Here is a 21,225-nt window from a genome sequence, read left to right as displayed (position 1 = left end):
TTCTCCTTCAATTCACAACTTTTTTTAAAATAATATTAAATGTTAGGGTAACAAAAGAATCTTTAATGTTACTACTTAATGATAGATCAAATTAATGAAAGCAGTAATCCAAAGAGTTTCAGAAGCATCGGTTAAGGTAGAAGGAAAAACAATTTCAGAAATAGAAACTGGACTTTTAATTTTGATTGGTATTGAAGAAGCAGATTGTGAAGATGATATTGCATGGTTATCAGGAAAAATAAGTCGCTTAAGAATTTTTGGAGATGATACAGGTGTGATGAACAAAAGCATTGTAGATATAGATGGTGATGCAATAGTGGTTAGTCAATTTACATTGCAAGCAAGTACAAAAAAAGGAAACCGCCCAAGCTATATCAAAGCTGCAAAACCAGTGACAGCTATTCCTTTGTACGAAAAGTTTGTAACAAAGTTAGAGTCAGATTTGAAAAAGAAAGTAGGAACTGGCATATTCGGAGCAGATATGAAAGTATCTCTTCTTAATGATGGACCAGTTACTATAATCATAGATACTAAAAATAAAGAGTAATTAATTACCCCCAAATAATAATATTATATGCAAAGAACAATACTATTTGTGCTGATTGCGGTTTTTTTAGGTACTTCAATGAGTGTTTCTGCACAGAGTGATTTTAATTTACAATCTATACTTCTTGATTCTATATTAACTAAAGATGCCAATGCTATCGTAAGAGCTGAAGATGTTATGGTATACATTAATTCTACAAACTCAGTTACAGTAAAAACAAGGAGAGTGGTAACAGTGCTGAATAAATATGGTAACCGATATGCGGATTCATATGAGCCTTATGATACGTCTAGTAAAATCAAAAAATTAGAAGCGATAGTATATAATGGTTTTGGTAAAGAGATAAAAAAATACAAGAAAAAAGATTTTAAAGATAGAAGCATGTATGATGGTTTTTCCCTCATTGGTGATAATCGTATGCTGTATTTTGACTATACTCCAATAGGATACCCATATACGTTAGTGTATGAAAGTGAAGTAGAAAATAAAAGTTCAGTTTTTATTGAACCTTGGTTTCCTATTAAAGGATATTATTTAAGTATAGAAAAATCTTCCTATAAGGTTATTAATCCAACCAAGGTGGCTCTCCGATATAAAGAAAAGAAATTCGATAATTATCCTGTAACGGTTGATAAAGGAGATGAAGAAGTCTCATATTCTATAACAAACATTTCTGCAATCGAACCAGAACAAAAAAGCCCTTCTTTTGATAAATTGGTTCCAAATGCTAGGATAGCATTAAAGGATTTTTCTTTAGTAAATGTAGCAGGCTCTGCTACAGATTGGAAATCAATGGGAAAATGGCAATATGATAATCTAGTTTCTGGTCGTGATAAATTATCTCCAGAAACTATTCAGACAATTTCAGAACTAGTATCTGATGCTGATTCAAACAAGGAGAAAGCAAAGCGGATTTATGAATATGTGCAGAACAAAACCAGATATATCAGTGTTCAATTGGGGATAGGAGGTTGGATGCCAATGTTGGCAGAGGATGTAGATAGATTAGGATATGGAGATTGTAAAGCTTTAACTAATTATACCAAAGCATTATTGGATAGTCAGGATATTCAATCCTATTATACTGTAGTGTACGGAGACTCAGATAAAAGGGATATTGATGCTGATTTTGCTTCTATGCAAGGGAATCATGTAATACTAAATATACCAAATGAAGATGAGGATCTATGGCTGGAATGTACTAGCCAAACTGCACCATTTAATTTTATAGGAGATTTTACAGATGATCGCAATGTGCTTGTAATTAAGCCAGAAGGAGGAGAGATTAAAAGAACTAAAAAGTATAAACCAGAGGAAAATACACTACATACAAAAGCAACAATTTACCTTCAATCAGATAAGTCCATAGTGGCTGAAATAGAATTAGAATCTAAAGGATTGCAATATGATTGGAGATATCTAACAAAATTAAAATCTCCAAAAGATCAAAATTTATATTATAAGGAATATTGGGATTATGTAAATAACCTGAATATTTTATCTCTGGAATTAGATGATAACAGAGATGATATAATATATAGAGAAAAGATTAAGATAAATGCTACCAATTATACCACAAAAGCTGGAAGCAGACTATTAATAGTTCCTAATGTATTTAATAGGATGAAATCTAAAATGCCTAAATATGATGATAGAAAGATGCCGTTGGTAATTTCTAGAGGGTATATAGATACAGACGAATATATAATTAAAGTGCCAACAGGGTATGCTATTGATAAACTACCAGGTGAAAAATCTTTTGAGACGATTTTTGGTAGTTATTCATATCGACTTGAAAAAGCAAGTGAATCGGAATTAAAGTTTACAAGAAAATTAAAAATTAATGATGGTACTTATCCTAAGGAACAATACGAAAAATATAGACAATTTATGTCCAAAATTCGAAATACGGATAAGTCCAAAATAGTACTAAAACAACAATAACAACTAATTATTTAACCATGGGAAAATTAAGAATAGTAATAGTCTGTGCATTTCTTGTGTTTTTAACAAGTATACAAGCACAAGAATATAAATATGGGAAAGTTTCTAAAGATGAGTTATTAGAAAAATCATATCCATCAGATAGTACTGCAAATGCAGCAGTATTATACGAAAGTAAAAAGGTGAAGTTTATGTATGGAGGTGATGGGTTTGAATTAGTAACAGAGGTTTTTAAGAGGATTAAAGTCTATAATAAAGAAGGGTTTAAATATGCAACCGACGAGATAAACTTATATAAAAGAAGTAGTGCTAAAGAAAAAGTAAGTGGTTTAAAAGGAATTACATATTCTTTGGTTGGTGATAAAATAGTCGAAACTAAATTAAAAAAAGATGGAATTTTTGAAAATGAACTCTCAGAAAATTATAATCAAACAAAATTCACCATGCCAGCATTGCAGGATGGTTCTGTTATAGAGTATAAATACAAAATAGTTTCACCATTCTTTTATAATATAGATCGAGTGTTTTTACAATATGCTATACCAATCAAAAAGATCGAGGTTAACATAAGCTCTCCAGAGTATTTTAATTTCAAGAAATTTTCAACAGGATATTTGCCGATCGACTTAAAGGAATCCAATTATGAAGGTAAATTAACGCATAAAACTTCTGCAAGAATAGATCCTGGTGTAGGAGGTGGAAGAGTAAGAGGTAGTAGTCAGGTAATTGAATATAGAGGAACCAGATATGTCGTTAATTCTCAGAATGTTCCTGCATTAAAAAACGAGCCATTTTCTGGGAATACACAGAATTATGTGTCATCTCTAGTATTTGAATTAGCATTTACTTCATTTCCTAATAGCCCTATTAATAATTATTCATCTACTTGGGAAGCAGTTACAAATACTATTTATACAAATCCTAATTTTGGAGGAGAATTAAAGAAAAGTAATTATTACAAGGATGATGTAGCAACCTTGGTAAGCGGGATCAGTGATCCGTTAAAAAAAGCGGCGTTAGTGTATGATTTTGTGAAGCGAAAGATGAATTGGAATAATATGTATACGATTTACTCAAGAAAGGGTCTAAAGAAAGCATATAAAGAAGGTACAGGTAATGTTGCAGAAATAAATTTAATGTTAACATCCATGCTTTCTTATGCTGGTGTAGAAGCTAATCCAGTAATTGTAAGCTCTAGTTATAAGGCTATTTCTTTATTTCCAACATTGGATGGATTTGATTATGTAATATCTAGAGTAAGACTTCCCGATGGTAAAGTATTTTATCTGGATGCCACTGATAAATACGGAATGCCTAATATTCTTCCAGATAGAGTTATTCGAGGAACAGGAAGAGTGATCTCTAAAAACGGAGCATCCCAAATGGTTAATTTTAGGCCAAAAAAGCCTTCATTGAATCGATATAGTATGCAATGTGAAATTGATGATCAAGGGATGGTTAAAGGTAAATTGAATTTAAGTCATCTGGATTATTTAGCACATAACTTTAGAACAGTCAATGGAGGTAAAGATAATGAGAGTAAAGCAAAACGTTTTGAAAGAAAATACGGAATTAGCGAATTAGAAGCATATGAAGTAAAAGGAGTTAAAGAATATGGTAAAGGAGTAAGCGAAAGGTTTAGTTTTACAATGGAAGATCAAATTGAAGTGATAGAAGACGAGATTTTCTTTTCACCTTTACTATTTTTGAGGGATAAAGAAAATGTTTTTAAATCTGACGAAAGAAAATACCCAATAGACTTCGGGTATGGTTTTTCTAATATGTATATGGTAAATATTAAAATACCTGAAGGATATGAAGTAGTAGAGTTCCCAAAATCAGGAGCATTTAAATTACCAGATAATATGGGTAAGTTTTCTTTCAGGTCTAATGTTTCTAACGGAATAGTTCAGGTTGTTGTAGATGAAACAATAAACACTTCAATGATACCAGCGCAATACTATTCAGCTATTAAAGAGTTCTATAATCAGGTTATTCAGAAAGAAAATGAACAAGTAGTTCTTAAAAAAATGTAATTATGAACATCCAAAATGCACAAAAAGCCGTTGATGAATGGATAAAGAATCACGGAGTACGATATTTTAATGAATTGACTAATATGGCGCAACTAACCGAAGAAGTTGGTGAAGTTGCTAGGATTATTGCAAGACGTTATGGAGAACAAAGCGAAAAAGAAAGTGATAAAAATAAAGATCTTGGAGAAGAGTTAGCTGATGTCTTATTCGTAGTTTTGTGTTTGGCAAATCAAACAGGTGTAGATCTTCAGGATGCTTTTGATAAAAAATTGGATATAAAAACAAAAAGAGACCACGATCGTCATCATAATAACGAGAAATTGAAATAATGTTTAGAGCAATCATTTTATCAAAAAAATATTGGATTTCTGTACTGCTTTTAGGGCTTGTCTTTATTGTGCTGTTTAGTATTACTGAACATTTAATGCAATATGGAGGTATAGCTTTTGATGCATTTGTAGAAGACAAAATAAATAATGGCCGTTGGGTAAGATATCTAATATCACGAATCATTGGAGGATTAGTGTATGGAATGATTCTAGGGTATTATTTTGAAGTAAGAAAACAAAAACAAAAACAAAAACCAAACCAATAAGATGAATTTGAAATTAAACCACATTTCGAATATAAACACCACCACATTACAAATTACTGGCTCTAAGAGTGAAACTAATAGATTATTAATTTTACAAGCATTATATCGCGAAATACAAATTGAGAATATATCCAACAGTGATGATTCACAGTTGATGCAAACAGCTTTAGCCAGTGATGAAGAACTAATAGATATTCATCATGCTGGAACAGCAATGCGTTTTCTTACCGCTTATTTTGCAGTGCAGAATGGCAGAAAGACCATATTGACTGGAAGTAAAAGAATGCAAGAACGACCTATTAAAGTATTGGTTGATGCACTGCGGCAATTAGGTTGTGATATTTCTTATGAAAAAGAAGAAGGCTATCCGCCAATTAAAATTATAGGAAAAAAACCAACAATTAATAAAGTGTCATTAGCTGCTAACATCAGTAGTCAATATATCTCTGCCCTTATGTTAATTGCATCATCATTACCTAATGGCTTAGAAATTTCATTACAAGGAAAGGTTACTTCTGTTCCATATATAAAAATGACATTAAGCCTGTTAAAAGATGTTGGGATCGATGGAAGTTTTGATGGAAATACAATAACCATTGATCCAGTAAAGTCGATAACAACAAAAAAAGTGACTGTAGAATCTGATTGGAGTTCCGCATCTTATTTTTATAGTATTGTTGCTTTATCAGATAACAAAAATGTAACTATTGGGAGTTATAAAAATGAAAGTTATCAAGGAGATTCTGCGCTAGATCAGATTTATAAACAAATGGGTGTTGAAACTACCTATGATAAGAATACAATTACGTTGAGTCAAATTCCTATACCTAATGATGATGAGGTTTTAGAATTAGATTTATCAAATGCTCCAGACATAGCTCAAACCATTGCTGTTACGTGTTTTGGATTAGGTAAAGGGTGTTACCTTACAGGATTGCATACCCTTAAAATTAAGGAAACAGATCGTTTAGAAGCTCTAAAAGCCGAAATTGAAAAGTTAGGTGGAGAAGTAACAATTACTGAGGATACATTGAGATTAGCACCTTCATCATCAATTAAATCAGAAGTTTCTATAGCTACCTATAAAGATCATCGTATGGCTATGGCTTTTGCGCCTTTGGCCCTACGTACAGCTATGTATATTCAAGAAGCAGATGTCGTATCAAAATCATATCCTGATTTTTGGTCTGATTTGAAGAAACTAGGCTTTAAAGTTTCGTAATTATAAAATATATTGACATTTACTTGACAACCCCTATTTCGAGATTGTATATTTGCACCTTGAAAAAAACAAACACTAATGAAGTTATCACATTTCAGTTTTGACCTTCCTCAAGAATTATTAGCAGAATATCCTTCAGAAAATAGGGACGAAGCACGTCTAATGGTTCTTAATAGAAAAGATCAAACAATAGAACATAAACAATTTAAAGATCTTATTGATTATTTTGAACCTAATGATGTCATGGTTCTTAATAACACAAAAGTTTTCCCGGCTAGATTATACGGAAATAAGGAAAAAACTGGAGCGAGGATTGAAGTATTTTTATTACGTGAATTAAATTCTGAAACACGACTTTGGGATGTGCTAGTAGATCCAGCACGTAAAATTCGAATTGGTAATAAGCTATATTTTGGTGATGATGAAAGTTTAGTAGCTGAGGTTATAGACAATACCACTTCAAGAGGACGTACACTACGTTTTTTATATGATGGTTCTTATGATGAATTTAGACAAAAACTAACGGATCTTGGAGAAACACCATTGCCTAAATATATCAAAAGAGACGCAGAACCAGAAGATGAAGAAAGATATCAAACTATTTATGCAAAAAATGAAGGAGCAGTAGCTGCACCAACAGCTGGATTGCATTTCTCTAAACATTTAATGAAGCGTTTAGAAATTAAAGGTGTTGATTTTGCAGAAATTACGTTGCATGTAGGTTTAGGAACTTTTAATCCAGTAGAGGTTGAAGATTTATCTAAGCATAAGATGGATAGTGAAGAAGCATATGTAACTGCACGTGCAACAGAAACAATTAATAAAGGAATCGCAAATAAGCAAAGAATTTGCGCTGTAGGAACTACAGTAATGAGAGCCTTAGAAAGTTCAGTTTCTTCAGATAACACGTTAAATGAATTCAGAGGATGGACTAATAAGTTTATATTTCCTCCATATGATTTCAGTATAGCGAATAGTATGATAACGAATTTTCATACACCAAAATCAACATTACTAATGATGGTTTCGGCTTTTGCTGGTCACGATTTCATTAAGGAAGCTTATGAAGAAGCTGTAAAAGAAAAGTATCAGTTTTATTCATATGGTGATGCAATGTTAATAATTTAAGAAAGACATTATTAATGTATTCATATAAAAACTCCACTTTATTCATACTAAAGCGGAGTTTTTTATTTTTGATGAAGATTATAAAATATAGGTCAGTTTTAACGGGAAATCTTCTTTTTTTTGAATAATCCTTGATGGTAGAAATCTTAAAATTAGGATGTTATGCTGTTTGTTTCAAAAAAAATAAGTATTTTGCGGAGCTTTTGTGAAAAATTACGGTTTTACCGTAGTTTGAATAATGGTAAAATATCGGTTAATTTGGTTCTTTATCGAAAATATGAGTGTATAGAACCGCCGAAGTTTATTATTTTAAAAAATAATCGTTTCTTGTAGATGCCCTAGAACAAAACTACCTGAATTAAATACTATCTTATGAACAGAATATTACACATCGTTTTATTTTTTACTACTTTTCTTTCTTTTTCTCAAACTAAAGTCGGGAATATTCATTTTAATGATATTGATGTTTTTGAGAATTCTGAATTGATGCTTAATGGCGCTGGTGAAAGAGAGAAGTTATATACTATTGGATTATACCTGGATTTTGAGGTTGATGGCGTTGAAGATGGTATTATGGTGGCAGAAAAAAATGCTCCTATGGCACTTACCATTAAGACTGTAGCTGATATTTCTACTAATGATTTAAGAGAAATTATTAGAAATGGATTAGAACGAGCTACCGATGGTAATAGTTATCTTCTAGAAGATCAAATCAGGGATTTTATACAACTTCTACCTGGAACTATCCATAAGTATGAGATTTTCAAGATAGTATATACAGAAGATGAAAAGATTACTTTATATAAAAATAAAGAGCGATTAGGTGCTGTACCAAACAGTTTAGAGTTTAAGCAAGCTCTTTTTAAAATATGGTTGGGAGAAAACCCTGTAGATTCTCAATTGAAGGAAGATTTATTAGGGTCGTATGATGCCAATCCGATTTTAGGGCAATGGAAAACCTATGATAAAAAAACAGGAGTGGCTATTAATATAGTTCAACTATATATGATACAAAACAAAGTTTTTGGATCGATACAAAGAATGTTGCGTCAATCAGAAAGAGATGCAGTATGTTATGAGTGTCTAGGTGATGACAAAAATCAACCAGTAGAAGGATTGGTGATTCTTAAAAACTTAACTAACAAAAGCGGTTTTAAGTATGTGAACGGGCAATTTACAGATATCAAAAACGGAAAGATTTCTGGCTGTCAAATCTGGATCGATGAAGATGATTTAAATATACTTAATGTAAAATATAAAGGAGGTGGAGTACACCAATGGAAACGTGTTAAAACTTCGCGTAAGGATAATCGAGAGGACTTCCGTACAGTAAAATTCTAAAATAAATTCTTACTACTTACATTTTATTAATAGTTTACACTTTCTATTAGAGATCCCTGTATCTTTTGCATACTTTTGCAAAGAAATGAAGTCAAAAAAGAAAGATATACGAGCGCTGACGAAAGAGCAATTACGCCAGTTTTTTGAAGAAAGTGGTGATAAAGCTTTTCGCGGAAATCAGGTCTATGAATGGCTTTGGAGCAAAGGAGCTCATAGTTTTGAAAATATGACTAATATTTCCAAAGCTACCAGACAAGTGCTTGAGGATAATTTTGTGATTAACCATATTAGGGTTGATCAAATGCAACGTAGCAAGGATGGAACCATTAAAAATGCAGTACAACTACATGATGGTTTAGTAGTTGAATCTGTTTTAATTCCAACTCCAACAAGAACTACAGCCTGTGTGTCATCTCAGGTTGGATGTAGTTTGGATTGTAGATTTTGCGCTACTGCACGTTTAAAAAGAATGCGTAATCTTAATCCTGATGAAATATATGATCAGGTAGTTGCAATTGATAACGAAAGTAGATTGTATCATGATCGTCCACTATCTAATATTGTTTTTATGGGTATGGGAGAGCCATTAATGAACTATAATAATGTGCTAAAGGCAATTGATAAAATAACTTCTCCAGAAGGCCTAGGAATGTCCCCTAAAAGAATTACCGTATCAACATCTGGTGTGCCCAAAATGATTAAGAAAATGGCAGATGATAAGGTGCGTTTTAAACTTGCAGTTTCCTTGCACTCTGCAATTGATGAAGTGCGTACTAATATTATGCCGTTTAACGAAAAATTCCCGCTATCAGACTTGAGAGAAGCTTTAGAGTACTGGTATGAGAAGACTAAAAGCAGAATAACATATGAATACGTCGTTTGGGAAGGAATTAACGATAGAAAAGAAGATATTGATGCATTGTTAAGATTTTGCTCATATGTTCCCTGTAAAGTGAACTTAATAGAATATAACCCTATTGATGATGGAGAGTTTCAACAAGCTTCAAATAAAGCAATAGAAAACTATATAGACGCGCTAGAGTCGAGAGGCTTTGTAGTTAATGTACGAAGAAGTAGAGGTAAAGATATTGATGCTGCTTGTGGGCAATTGGCTAATAAATCTTAAAAAAACTGCAGAATAAATTATTCAGTAAGTGTTTTGATGCTCAATGTGGATTGTGCTATCTTCGCATATAGTAAGAAAACAAAATCACGTACTACGAATTGAAAGTCGTTGAACAAATAAAGCTGCCAATAATTGATGAGATGGAACTTTTTGAACAAAAGTTCTCTCAATCCATGTCTTCCAAGGTAGCGTTGTTAAATAGAATTACCCACTATATTGTAAACAGAAAAGGAAAGCAGATGCGACCAATGTTTGTTTTTCTTGTATCCAAAATGGTTTCTGGAGGAGAAATTAATGACAGAACCTATCGAGGAGCTTCGGTAATAGAGTTGATACATACGGCTACATTAGTACATGATGATGTAGTAGATGACTCTAATCGACGTAGAGGGTTCTTTTCTATCAATGCACTTTGGAAAAATAAGATTGCGGTATTAGTTGGAGATTATTTATTGTCTAAAGGACTATTATTATCTATTGATCATGGTGATTTTGATTTACTTAAAATAATATCTGTTGCAGTACGCGAAATGAGCGAGGGAGAGTTACTACAGATAGAAAAAGCGCGAAATCTAGATATAACTGAGGATGTATACTATGAAATCATTCGTCAGAAAACAGCAACTTTAATTGCAGCCTGTTGTAGTTTAGGAGCTTGTTCAGTAGAACCAGATTCTGACGCAGTGGAAAAAATGAGGAAATTTGGTGAACTCATCGGGATGGCGTTTCAGATCAAAGATGATTTATTTGATTATGGAGATACTGCAATAGGTAAACCTACAGGTATTGACATCAAAGAGCAAAAAATGACATTACCATTAATTTATACCTTAAACCATTGTAGTAAGGAAAAAAAGAAATGGCTGATTAATTCTGTTAAGAACCATAATAAGAATAAGAAGCGAGTAAAAGAGGTAATTGATTTTGTGAAAATAAGTGGTGGATTAGATTATGCTACTACAGTAATGCACCAATTTAAAGAAGAAGCACTTACTATTTTATCAGAATACCCAGAATCAGAATACAAATCCTCATTAGAATTAATGGTTAATTACGTTATTGATCGAAAAAAATAAAAAAGGTTTTACTTATAAAGAAGCGTGTCTTTAAAATATTAATATATTGATTTTTAGTATTTTGTATTGATTTGTATCTGTGAAGTAAGATGTTTCTTTTGTACCTTATAACCATTATAACAACTTTTTTTAACCGATCAGGCAACCTTTTTTAAAGTGATTGCGTCTATGTAAATAGAGGGCCATAAATAAGTGATTTTTACTTTGAAAGTTATTCAGTTTTATAAAAGCGAAACACAACTCATCAAGCAAGCGATACAAAAACATCGTGACGCTCAGCGACAGTTGTATGAGAAATATGCACCTAAGATGCTTGGTGTATGCCGGCGTTATATTCGAGATACTCATTTTGCTGAAGAAGTAATGCTGAATGGATTTCTTAAGGTGTTTACAAACCTTAAACAATTTAATTTTGAAGGAAGCTTTGAAGGATGGATTCGAAGAATAATGGTCAATGAATCTATATCGTTTTTAAGAAAACAAAAACAAGTATTATTCACCGAAGATATCTCTGGATATAATGAAGAATCCTGGAATAATATCAATGTAGAATTAGAAGTAGAGCAGATTCAGGAGTTAATAGATAGTTTACCTGAAGGATATAAAATGGTGTTTGTATTATATGCTGTAGAAGGATATAAACACATTGAGATTGCTAAAATGTTGGATGTAAGCGAAAGTACGTCAAAATCTCAATTATTTAAAGCAAGAAAAATGTTGCAGCAAAAGTTAAATCAACAAAATAAAATTAGTAATGGCGCCATTGAAATTTGAAGAGAGCATAAAAGATAAGTTGGAGCAGCGCACTATAGAACCTTCTCAGGAATCCTGGAGTAAATTAGAGCTGCAATTGGATGAAGAAGAAAGTCTAAAAACTACTAAAAAATATTGGTGGTTGGGTATAGCAGCAAGCATCGTTGGTTTTTTGATTGTTACTACTGTGTTCATGAATTCTGAAGAAAAAGATCAAGTACAGGATTATAAATTCGTAGAGAACAATAAAGAGGTTTTTCAGAAAAAAGAACCAATAAATATTGTAGAAGAAACAAAACCAAAACCAAAATTAGAAACCGTAGAAATTCAAAAACAGACTAAGAATAATATTGAATCTACCAATATTGCCGAGAGTAACGCTAAAAAGAAGGATTCAAAAAATAAAAAAGAAATTATAAAAAAAGAACTTATTGTTAATAAGGTAGTAACTCAAAAAGATGTTTTTGAAACAAAAGATATAGTTGTTGTCACGGTTGATACTATAAAAAATAATATCAATGTAAAAGATAAAACTGTACAATTAGATACATCGATTATTAATAGTAAAGTAGAAAGCTTAGTAGCAAAAGTACAAGAGCTTGAGAAAAATAATAGAGTAATTACCGATGAAGAAGTAGAAACTTTATTGCGTAAGGCTCAGAACGAAATTACAACACAACAAATTTTAAAATCTAATACGGTTAATGCATCAGCATTACTTCTAGACGTAGAAAGTGAGCTTGATGAATCTTTTAAAAATCGTGTCTTTGAAGCGCTTAAGACAGGTTTTGAAAAGCTTAAAACTACCGTGGCAGAAAGAGATAATTAAATATTCATCAATCAAGTCTTATTGATTCCCTCTCTTAAATGAGAGGGAATAGTAAGAAAAATCTAATACTTATGAAAAGAATTGTATATATCGCATTGGCGATAATGACGTTGAGCACCCAATTTTTAAGTGCGCAGGAAATAGAAATTAAAGAAAAAATAGAAAAATTAGAAAAGGAGAAAGAAAGAATTGTTACTGCAGAAAAAAATGCATTAAAGAAGGAAGTAGAAGCGATAAATGAAAGAATGGTTAATGGAGAAATAACTTCAGAAGAAGCCAAAGTATTAAAGGAAGCAGCAGCTAATAATCGCGCTCTTAATATAGAAAATAGAATTGCCATTATTAATAATAAAGTAGCTTTATTAGAACGTAATGGAAACGAGTATGCATCTACCAAAGGTACAGAGCTCTCCATAGGATTGGGTAATAAGAATGATGATGGAGATGTACTTTTAGGAGTTAATATAAAGAACAATAAAGGACGTAAAATTAAATATGATAGACGCACTTATTCTGAGTTGGTAGTGGCTTTCGGATTAAATAATGCAATTGTAGAAGGGCAGTCCTTGGATGATTCGGATTATAAGATTGCAGGTAGTAGATTTTTTGAAATTGGCTGGGCTTGGAAAACCAGAATTTTTAAAAATTCGAATTTTATGAGGATCAAATATGGGATCTCATATCAATCTAATGGGTTAAAACCAACTGATAACAGATATTTTGTAGAAAATGGAAATCAAACGGAATTACAAGAATTTAGAGTTGAACTGGATAAGTCTAAGTTTAGAATGGATAATATAGTAGTTCCTGTTCATTTTGAATTTGGTCCATCCGAAAGAAGAGAGACAGAAGAGAAATTGAGATTTTCAACAGCTAGAAAATTCAGAATTGGTATAGGAGGCTATGCTGGTGCAAATATTAGTACTCGTCAAAAATTAAAATATAAAGAAAATGGCGATAGAATTAAGGACAAGATTAAAAGAGATTATAATACCAATGATTTGATTTATGGATTAAGTACGTACATTGGCTTTGGGGATATGTCATTATATGCTAAATATGATATCTCGCCAATTTTCAAAAATGCCTCGGTAGATCAGAATAATGTGTCTTTGGGGTTGCGTTTTGACCTTTGATAATACCCATGATCGGTTAGGTTCTCCATAAATTTTAAAAATATTACATAAAGAAAAAGTAAATAAGCTTTAATTTAATTATTAAGTGTTAGCCCATTTGTTTGTAAAAAAGAGTTGTGTATAATCATAACTCTTTTTTCGTTTTCATCAATGTGGTAATTATAGTTTTGGTGTAAGGCATAAGTGTTTATTGTATACCCCATTAAATTACTATATAAATAGAGTCATTTTTATGGTGTTAAATAATATACAAAAAATTACTAATTGTTAAATATTTCCAAATAAATATTTTCCTTAATTTAATTACGGTTTAAACGTAATGTATTGATTGTAAGTATTTTATGACATTTATTTTTTTTATTCTTTCCTAAAATAGTATATATTTAAAATTCCGAAAATTCTGATTTTTTGTCAGATTTAATTAAAATTCCTGCTTGTATTTCCCCCCTTAATACAAGTTAGTGGATATACTACTTATGCTAAAATTGGTACTTTGATTATGTAACAGTTAACCAAATTTTAGATATATGAAAACAAAATTCTTTTATGTAGCATTATTTATGCTCTGCAGTTTTGGACTTATGGCTCAAAAAGGTACAGGCCCCACAACAATTAGTAAAGCAGCTTATGTACGAAACATACCAGCTCTTGCTAAAATGGATAATATAATATCCGCAAAAAACTTTCATCATGTAGCCCCAGACAAAAAAAGAGGGCAAAACACGTTTGTTCCAGGAAAAGGGATTCCAGCATATGGTCAAGAAGATCCTTTTTTACAATTCCAAAAAAATAATGGAACAAAAGCTGCAATTAGTACAGAAGTCGCTTCTTTTGATGCGCACATAGGCACTGTATTAAATGACGCAACTGGAGCAATTGGACCTAATCATTACGTATATGCTTTTAATTCAGGGTTTGGTATTCTGGATAGATCTGGTAATGTATTGTTACCAGAAGCTTCATTAGGAACTATATTCCCTGGTGAAACTTTAGGTGATCCAATCGTAGTGTACGACAATTATGCTGATCGATTTATTATTATGGAGTTCAGTAATACTCCTAATGGTATTTTAATTGCAGTAGGGCAAGGACCAGATCCAGTAAATGATGGATGGTTTACCTACAGATTTAATACAGGATCATTCCCAGATTATGAAAAACTATCTATTTGGAGTGACGGATATTATATCACTGCTAACAAGGATCAAAATAACCCAACTGCTAATGATGTTGTATTTGCAGTAGAAAGAGATAAGATGTTAGTAGGTGATCCAAATGCTGGATTCCTAGGTTTTCCATTACCAGGAGCAGAAACAAATGGTTTTTATAGTCCAGGAGGCTCTAACTCTACAGGTCCTAATTTACCACCTGTTGGAGTAGGACATTCTATACTGTATTTACAAGATGATAGTTGGTCCGGAGTTTCTCAGGATCATATAAAAGTTTGGACTACAGATGTAGACTGGGCTAATCCAGGGAATTCAACTATATCTCAACCTCAAGAAATAGACACTGCACCTTTTGATAGTGTGTTTGATGGTGGATCATTCCAGAATTTAGATGAGCCAGGAAATGGTCCTGATATAGATGCATTACAAGCGACTATGATGTATATGACTAATTATAGACGTTTTGGTACTCACAATTCTATTGTGTTAAATTTTGTAGTTGACCTTGATGGTACGGATAGCCTGGCAGGTATTCGTTGGTATGAATTAAGACAAACTGCAGATGGACAACCTTGGACAATCTTTCAAGAAGGAACTTATGTGCAACCAGATGGTTTAAGTGCTTTCTGTGGTAGTATAGCGCAAGATGCGCAAGGTAATATTGGACTTGCATATACAGTAGTAAGTAGTACTGTGTTTACCTCGTTAAGGTATACAGGTAGATTATCTAGTGATCCGATAGGTACAATGACTCTTGCAGAACAAGTTTCTGCCGATGGAGATGCCCAAAATAATAGAGGAGATGGTCGTTATGGAGATTATGGTCAAATGACAATTGATCCTTTAGATGACATGACTTTCTGGCATATTAGTGAGTATATGAAAGGACCTGCTCCAAACGTAAGAAGAAGTCACGTAGTGGCATTTAAATTACAACCAGATACACCAGATACTGAAGCACCAACAGTTCCTGCAAATTTAGTGGTATCTAATACCACAGATGTATCTACAACAATTAGTTGGGAAGCTTCTACTGATGATATCGGAGTTACTGCATATGATGTGTTTCAGGATGGAGTGTTAGTGGCTACAGTTGCGACAACATCAGCGGATATTACAGGATTATCTCCTTCTACATCATACGATTTTACTGTTGTAGCAAAAGATGCTGCAGGAAACGAGTCTGCGGCTAGTGCAGCATTAACAGTAACTACTGAAGCTCCTGATACAGAAGCTCCAACTGCTCCAGCAAATCTTACTGCATCTAATACGACTGCAGGTCAGACTACACTTACCTGGGATCCTTCTTCAGATAATGTTGGTGTGGCAGAATATGATGTGTTACAAGATGGAGTTGTGGTTGCAACCGTTTCTGATACTACTGTAGTTATTAGTGGTCTGTCGGGAGAAACTACCTATGAATTTACTGTTATAGCAAAAGATGCAGCAGGAAATGAATCTGTAGCAAGTGATGCTGTTAGTGTTACAACTCCTGCAGCTTCTGGTTGTTTAGGAGGTGTGTTACCACCTTATGCAGAGAGTTTTGAAACTGGTCTTGGAGACTGGACTCAGAACGGTGGAGATGATCTGGATTGGACAGTAGATGCTAATGGAACACCTTCTAATAGAACTGGACCTTCTAGTGCTGTAGATGGGTCAAATTACATCTATGTAGAAGCTTCAGGTAATGGAGTTGGATTTCCTAATAAGCAAGCAATCTTAACATCTCCTTGTTTTGATCTTACAGGAGCTACTTCTGCTTCTTTCTCATTTCAGTATCATATGTTTGGAGCAAATAATTTTGGTTCCTTAGATGTTGAAGCAAGTAATGACGAAGGTGTTACTTGGGCTAGTATTTGGAATAGAAGTGGTAATCAAGGTAATTCTTGGCAAACTGCTAATATCGACTTAGCTGCTTATGTAGGCACAGGAGTGCAACTAAGATTCAATAGAGTAACTGGTGGTACTTGGAGAGCTGATGCAGCTATTGATAATGTGCAATTAAATGCTAATGGAGGACCAGGCGGTGGAGACTGTGCTTCTGGAGATGTAACTTTAAGTATTACTTTTGATAACTACCCTCAAGAAACTTCTTGGACCTTAACAGATTCAGAAGGAAGTGTAGTTGCTTCAGAGAGCTATTCTACTGCAAATCCTGATGGATCAACGATTGTTGAAACTATTTCAGATTTAGGAAATGGTTCATATACGTTTACAATTTCTGATTCTTTCGGAGATGGTATCTGTTGTGGATTTGGTAATGGTTCTTATACCTTATCAAGCGATGCTGGTGAAATTGTTTCTGGAGGAGATTTTGGTAGCTCTGAAGCTACTGATTTCTGTGTAGAAGGAGCATCAAGGTTAGAAACGTATCCACTTAGTGGCCTTCGTTCCCAGGATACAGATGCTTTTAGAATTTATCCAATTCCAGCTAAAGGAATATTAAATGTTACTGCTGGCGGTAGATCAATAGATAATTTAAAGATTTTCTCTATGTACGGACAATTGGTAAAAGAAATATCAAACCAAGGTACGCAAGAGCAAATAGATATAAGCAATTTAGCTACTGGAACATATTTCATACGTTTTACTTCTAATAGAGATGAAATTGAAGTAACTAGAAAATTTGTGATTGCCAAATAATGATGTATTAAATTCATAATTTAGCTATACAAGGCTGTCTTTTTTAAGGCAGCCTTGTTGTTTATATAAATAATACAAAATACGTATCAGGATTTATATTACTTTTGTTTAGATATAATGTTACGTTTAGTATTTAATGATTCATAAATCAACCATAGATGCTGTATTCGAAACTGCCCGATTAGAAGAGGTGATAGGAGATTTTGTGCAGCTTAAAAAATCAGGAAGTAATTTTAAAGGATTAAGTCCTTTTAGTGAAGAGCGTACTCCTTCATTTATGGTTTCTCCAGTTAAACAAATTTGGAAAGATTTCTCTAGTGGTAAAGGAGGAAATGTAGTTGCATTCCTTATGGAACATGAGCATTTCACATATCCTGAAGCAATAAAATATCTTGCTAAAAAATATAATATAGAAATAGAAGAGACGGAACAAACTGATGAACAAAAACATCAGGCCGATGAACGAGAAAGTATGTATTTGGTAAGTGAATATGCAAATACTTTTTTTCAAAATATTCTTCACAAAACGGAACAGGGTAAGGCAATTGGATTGACTTATTTTAAAGAACGAGGATTTACGACCGAAACCATTCAGAAATTTGGATTGGGGTATTCACCAGATACTTGGGATGCATTTACTTCAGATGCAATTAAGAAAGGGTATCAATTAGAGTTTCTTGAAAAGACTGGACTTACTATTGTAAAGGAAGAAAAACAATTTGATCGGTTTAAAGGAAGGGTGATGTTTCCTATTCAATCGATGTCAGGTCGCGTATTAGGTTTTGGTGGTAGGATTCTTACAAATGAAAAAAAAGCTGCAAAATATTTAAACTCTCCAGAAAGTGATATTTACCATAAGAGTAAGGTGCTTTATGGAATATATCATGCAAAGCAATCTATTGCAAAGGAAGATAATTGTTTTCTTGTAGAAGGATATACCGATGTAATTCAATTTCATCAAACAGGTGTCAAGAATGTAGTTTCATCATCTGGAACAGCGTTAACTTCTGATCAAATTAGGTTGATTAATAGACTTACTAAAAATATAACAGTCTTGTTTGATGGAGATGCTGCGGGAATGAGAGCATCAATTAGAGGTATTGATTTGATTCTGGAGCAAGGGATGAATGTAAAGGTCTGTAGCTTTCCTGATGGAGAAGATCCTGATAGTTTTGCAAAACAAAACACATTAGAAGAATTGACTGCGTACTTAGAAGAAAATGCACAGGATTTTATACGATTTAAAGCATCGCTATTACAAGAAGAATCTAAAAGTGATCCTATTAAAAAAGCAGAATTGGTTCGGGATATGGTGGTGAGTATTGCTAAAATTCCAGATGTAATCAAGCGTGAAATCTATGTGCAAGAATGTTCTCGTATTATGGATATTTCTGAAGATGTCTTGTTTGATACATTAGCTCAGATTAGGAATGCTGATATAAAAGATCAAAAAAAACAAGAAAAACAAGCTCAAAAGCCTTTAGAGGTCGTGAAGCAAGAGGTTCAGAAACAACCTAAGATTAATGAGCAAAATGGTTTTGAAAAAAAGATTATTGAGATATTATTATTATATGGTACTCATGAAGAAGAGTTTGAGGATCTTGTAATGAAAGAAAACGATGAAGGAGAATTGTTTTTAGAGCCAGAACTATATACTACAAAAGTTTTTGAAAAAGTATATCTGGACCTTCAGGAGGATGAAATAGAATTTACTCAAAATACATTTAAAGAAGTGTATAAGATTTTGATTGACCAGTTAAACCAACAGGAAGATTTTAAAATAGAACATTTTATCAATCAAATACCGCCAGAGATTGCATACGAAATAACAGAAATTATGATGGATGAAGAACGTCATGCATTGCATAGATGGTCAGATATGGAAATCCATGTAAAGAAAAAGGAACATTCTATCTCGCAATATGTATCTGACACAATTCTTAATCTACGTAGATTTTTAATTAATGAAAAAATAAATGAGCTTTCACAAGAAGTGAAAGCCCAAAATTTTGAAAGTAATATGAATATCTTAGAAGATATAAGAGACTATCAGACTTTAAAAAAACTATTATACCGAAAATTAAATCGAGTAATTTAGTTAATATGTAGTAATCTAGACTGATGTATTAGATCAGCAAGATTATCTACTTTAAGTTTTTTCAGTAATCTGGTCTTATATGTGCTTACAGTTTTTTCGTTTATAGATAAAGTGCTAGCAATATCTTTGTTACGCTTACCAGATGATAATAGATTTAATACCTCTATTTCACGAGAAGAAAGCTTCTTATACTTTACAACCATGTTATTCTCATTGGTGTTGCCATTAGCTAATTGCTGAGTTAAATTATCATTCAGATAAATTCCACCTCTTGCAACACGCTCAATAGCTTTTTTAAGTGTTTTAGTTGCTACCGTTTTGGATAAATAAGCAGAAGCACCAGCTTTAATGGCACTTAATGCATACATTTCTTCAGGGTGAGAACTGAAAATAATAACTTTAATTCCTGTAAATTCTTTTTTTATGGTCCGCAAAGCCATAATGCCATTAATTTGAGGCAAGTCTAATTCCATGATTAATATATCAGGAGTATTAGATTTCAAAATATCATACATTTCGTTTCCATTACTTACTTTTCCGATGATTTCAAAATCTTCAGAATTTCTTAATAAAGAAACGATCCCTTTTCTAGTAATAGGATGATGATCTGCGATTAGTACGTTTGTCATTCTTGTTTACAATTGATAAATGTTAAATTTTTTAATTTAAAGGGGTTAACATCTCTAGGGGTAATTTCTGATATTTGTTTTCATTGCAAAATTACTAAGAACTAGTAGTCGTAAACTTTTTTTTATTAAGTTATCGATAAAATGCTTGTTATTTCAGATTAACGGGTATTTTACAGACAGGAATCGGTATCATTTTGTGTTGATTTACCGTATTTAGACGAGAATAGATATTAAATACTTCTTGTCTTCTGCCTGTAAAGTCGTCACTATCCTTTCCTTCATCTTTCATTTTCATCGCCCATTCCAGTTCGTCATAACTCGCTCCAATCTGATCCTCATCACTTCTGCTATCACCAAACAATCCATCTGTTGGAGCAGCAGCCTGAATTGAATCAGGAACCATTAGTACCTTAGCCAATTGATAGACTTCACTTTTTAATAAATCAGCAATTGGACTTATATCAACGCCACCATCACCATATTTAGTATAAAAACCTACACCAAAATCTTCAACTTTATTTCCCGTTCCTGCAACCAAGTAACTATTCAGTCCAGCTAAATAGTATAAAGTAGTCATTCTCAATCTCGCTCTTGTATTGGCTAATGCTAGATTAAGAGTCGTTTCAGAATCACTTTTTGGTACTGTTGTTTTGAATTCTTCAAAAATAGGTGTCAGATCTACACATGTGTCAGATACCTTGTCAAATCGCGCTTTTAATTGAGAAATATGCTCTTGAGCTCTGGTTACTTGACTAGGAGCTTGATGAATCGGCATTTCCACACATAGAACATTAAGACCTGTTTTAGCACATAAAGTAGATGTGACGGCACTGTCAATCCCTCCACTAATACCAACAACAAAACCCTGTATGTTAGCATTTGTTGCATAATCTTTTAGCCAATTCACAATGTGGTCAATTACTTTTTCAGTCTGCATATTTTATTTTTTTAGT

Annotated in this window: 17 protein-coding genes; 15 read left to right on the top strand and 2 right to left on the bottom strand. The window is 32.8% G+C overall.

Annotation, left to right across the window (positions count from 1 at the left end):
• The first annotated feature begins 94 nt into the window (after nucleotides 1-94).
• From dtd to dnaG, 15 genes are all read left to right on the top strand, one after another.
• Complete coding sequence (gene dtd / locus QBK95_RS06170; protein ID WP_280931657.1) at nucleotides 95-547, top strand: D-aminoacyl-tRNA deacylase; 453 nt, start codon at nucleotides 95-97, stop codon at nucleotides 545-547.
• A 27-nt stretch (nucleotides 548-574) separates the two neighbouring features.
• On the top strand, nucleotides 575-2,491 hold the full coding sequence (locus QBK95_RS06165; protein ID WP_280931655.1) for a DUF3858 domain-containing protein: 1,917 nt from the start codon (nucleotides 575-577) through the stop codon (nucleotides 2,489-2,491).
• Nucleotides 2,492-2,508: 17 nt separating this feature from the next.
• Nucleotides 2,509-4,527 (top strand): DUF3858 domain-containing protein, encoded by a 2,019-nt coding sequence (locus tag QBK95_RS06160; RefSeq protein WP_280931653.1) that lies wholly within the window; start codon nucleotides 2,509-2,511, stop codon nucleotides 4,525-4,527.
• 2 nt (nucleotides 4,528-4,529) lie between these two features.
• On the top strand, nucleotides 4,530-4,856 hold the full coding sequence (locus QBK95_RS06155) for a nucleotide pyrophosphohydrolase (RefSeq protein WP_280931651.1): 327 nt from the start codon (nucleotides 4,530-4,532) through the stop codon (nucleotides 4,854-4,856).
• Nucleotides 4,856-5,122 (top strand): hypothetical protein, encoded by a 267-nt coding sequence (locus QBK95_RS06150; RefSeq protein ID WP_280931648.1) that lies wholly within the window; start codon nucleotides 4,856-4,858, stop codon nucleotides 5,120-5,122. The genes QBK95_RS06155 and QBK95_RS06150 overlap by 1 nt, the downstream gene beginning before the upstream one ends.
• A 1-nt stretch (nucleotide 5,123) precedes the next feature.
• Nucleotides 5,124-6,344 (top strand): 3-phosphoshikimate 1-carboxyvinyltransferase, encoded by a 1,221-nt coding sequence (locus tag QBK95_RS06145; protein WP_280931646.1) that lies wholly within the window; start codon nucleotides 5,124-5,126, stop codon nucleotides 6,342-6,344.
• A 78-nt stretch (nucleotides 6,345-6,422) separates the two neighbouring features.
• Nucleotides 6,423-7,472: a tRNA preQ1(34) S-adenosylmethionine ribosyltransferase-isomerase QueA gene (gene queA, locus QBK95_RS06140; protein ID WP_280931644.1), complete on the top strand. Its 1,050-nt coding sequence runs from the start codon at nucleotides 6,423-6,425 to the stop codon at nucleotides 7,470-7,472.
• Between the two features lie 372 nt (nucleotides 7,473-7,844).
• The gene (locus tag QBK95_RS06135) at nucleotides 7,845-8,813 is read left to right on the top strand and encodes a chalcone isomerase family protein (RefSeq protein WP_280931642.1); all 969 of its coding nucleotides are present in this window, start codon (nucleotides 7,845-7,847) and stop codon (nucleotides 8,811-8,813) included.
• 85 nt (nucleotides 8,814-8,898) lie between these two features.
• Entirely contained in the window at nucleotides 8,899-9,939 is a 1,041-nt protein-coding gene (rlmN, locus tag QBK95_RS06130) for a dual-specificity RNA methyltransferase RlmN (protein ID WP_280931640.1), read from the top strand.
• Nucleotides 9,940-10,037: 98 nt separating this feature from the next.
• Complete coding sequence (locus QBK95_RS06125; protein ID WP_280931636.1) at nucleotides 10,038-11,015, top strand: polyprenyl synthetase family protein; 978 nt, start codon at nucleotides 10,038-10,040, stop codon at nucleotides 11,013-11,015.
• A gap of 204 nt (nucleotides 11,016-11,219) precedes the next feature.
• Entirely contained in the window at nucleotides 11,220-11,789 is a 570-nt protein-coding gene (locus QBK95_RS06120) for an RNA polymerase sigma factor (RefSeq protein WP_280931634.1), read from the top strand.
• Nucleotides 11,770-12,597: a hypothetical protein gene (locus QBK95_RS06115; protein WP_280931631.1), complete on the top strand. Its 828-nt coding sequence runs from the start codon at nucleotides 11,770-11,772 to the stop codon at nucleotides 12,595-12,597. The genes QBK95_RS06120 and QBK95_RS06115 overlap by 20 nt, the downstream gene beginning before the upstream one ends.
• 71 nt (nucleotides 12,598-12,668) lie before the next feature.
• Entirely contained in the window at nucleotides 12,669-13,733 is a 1,065-nt protein-coding gene (locus QBK95_RS06110; RefSeq protein WP_280931629.1) for a hypothetical protein, read from the top strand.
• Nucleotides 13,734-14,260: 527 nt separating this feature from the next.
• Nucleotides 14,261-17,545: a T9SS-dependent choice-of-anchor J family protein gene (locus tag QBK95_RS06105; protein ID WP_280931627.1), complete on the top strand. Its 3,285-nt coding sequence runs from the start codon at nucleotides 14,261-14,263 to the stop codon at nucleotides 17,543-17,545.
• Nucleotides 17,546-17,681: 136 nt separating this feature from the next.
• The gene (gene dnaG, locus QBK95_RS06100) at nucleotides 17,682-19,643 is read left to right on the top strand and encodes a DNA primase (RefSeq protein WP_280931625.1); all 1,962 of its coding nucleotides are present in this window, start codon (nucleotides 17,682-17,684) and stop codon (nucleotides 19,641-19,643) included.
• Here the strand turns inward: dnaG and QBK95_RS06095 are convergent.
• Complete coding sequence (locus tag QBK95_RS06095) at nucleotides 19,640-20,272, bottom strand: response regulator (protein WP_091407582.1); 633 nt, start codon at nucleotides 20,270-20,272, stop codon at nucleotides 19,640-19,642. The genes dnaG and QBK95_RS06095 overlap by 4 nt on opposite strands.
• Before the next feature lie 148 nt (nucleotides 20,273-20,420).
• Complete coding sequence (gene nadE, locus QBK95_RS06090) at nucleotides 20,421-21,209, bottom strand: NAD(+) synthase (RefSeq protein ID WP_280931621.1); 789 nt, start codon at nucleotides 21,207-21,209, stop codon at nucleotides 20,421-20,423.
• Nucleotides 21,210-21,225 lie beyond the last annotated feature (16 nt).

The sequence above is a fragment of the Aquimarina mycalae genome (assembly GCF_029906345.1).
Lineage (GTDB): Bacteria > Bacteroidota > Bacteroidia > Flavobacteriales > Flavobacteriaceae > Aquimarina.
The sequence above is the reverse complement of the archived record's forward strand: the minus strand, read 5'-3'. Positions and strand labels throughout refer to the sequence as shown.

What these genes read in the sequence shown, in the direction of transcription:
- dtd (WP_280931657.1), top strand. Translation starts at nt 95, where the DNA reads ATGAAAGCAGTAATCCAAAGAGTTTCAGAAGCATCGGTTAAGGTAGAA.
- QBK95_RS06165 (WP_280931655.1), top strand. Translation starts at nt 575, where the DNA reads ATGCAAAGAACAATACTATTTGTGCTGATTGCGGTTTTTTTAGGTACT.
- QBK95_RS06160 (WP_280931653.1), top strand. Translation starts at nt 2,509, where the DNA reads ATGGGAAAATTAAGAATAGTAATAGTCTGTGCATTTCTTGTGTTTTTA.
- QBK95_RS06155 (WP_280931651.1), top strand. Translation starts at nt 4,530, where the DNA reads ATGAACATCCAAAATGCACAAAAAGCCGTTGATGAATGGATAAAGAAT.
- QBK95_RS06150 (WP_280931648.1), top strand. Translation starts at nt 4,856, where the DNA reads ATGTTTAGAGCAATCATTTTATCAAAAAAATATTGGATTTCTGTACTG.
- QBK95_RS06145 (WP_280931646.1), top strand. Translation starts at nt 5,124, where the DNA reads ATGAATTTGAAATTAAACCACATTTCGAATATAAACACCACCACATTA.
- queA (WP_280931644.1), top strand. Translation starts at nt 6,423, where the DNA reads ATGAAGTTATCACATTTCAGTTTTGACCTTCCTCAAGAATTATTAGCA.
- QBK95_RS06135 (WP_280931642.1), top strand. Translation starts at nt 7,845, where the DNA reads ATGAACAGAATATTACACATCGTTTTATTTTTTACTACTTTTCTTTCT.
- rlmN (WP_280931640.1), top strand. Translation starts at nt 8,899, where the DNA reads ATGAAGTCAAAAAAGAAAGATATACGAGCGCTGACGAAAGAGCAATTA.
- QBK95_RS06115 (WP_280931631.1), top strand. Translation starts at nt 11,770, where the DNA reads ATGGCGCCATTGAAATTTGAAGAGAGCATAAAAGATAAGTTGGAGCAG.
- QBK95_RS06110 (WP_280931629.1), top strand. Translation starts at nt 12,669, where the DNA reads ATGAAAAGAATTGTATATATCGCATTGGCGATAATGACGTTGAGCACC.
- QBK95_RS06105 (WP_280931627.1), top strand. Translation starts at nt 14,261, where the DNA reads ATGAAAACAAAATTCTTTTATGTAGCATTATTTATGCTCTGCAGTTTT.
- dnaG (WP_280931625.1), top strand. Translation starts at nt 17,682, where the DNA reads ATGATTCATAAATCAACCATAGATGCTGTATTCGAAACTGCCCGATTA.
- QBK95_RS06095 (WP_091407582.1), bottom strand. Translation starts at nt 20,272, where the DNA reads ATGACAAACGTACTAATCGCAGATCATCATCCTATTACTAGAAAAGGG.
- nadE (WP_280931621.1), bottom strand. Translation starts at nt 21,209, where the DNA reads ATGCAGACTGAAAAAGTAATTGACCACATTGTGAATTGGCTAAAAGAT.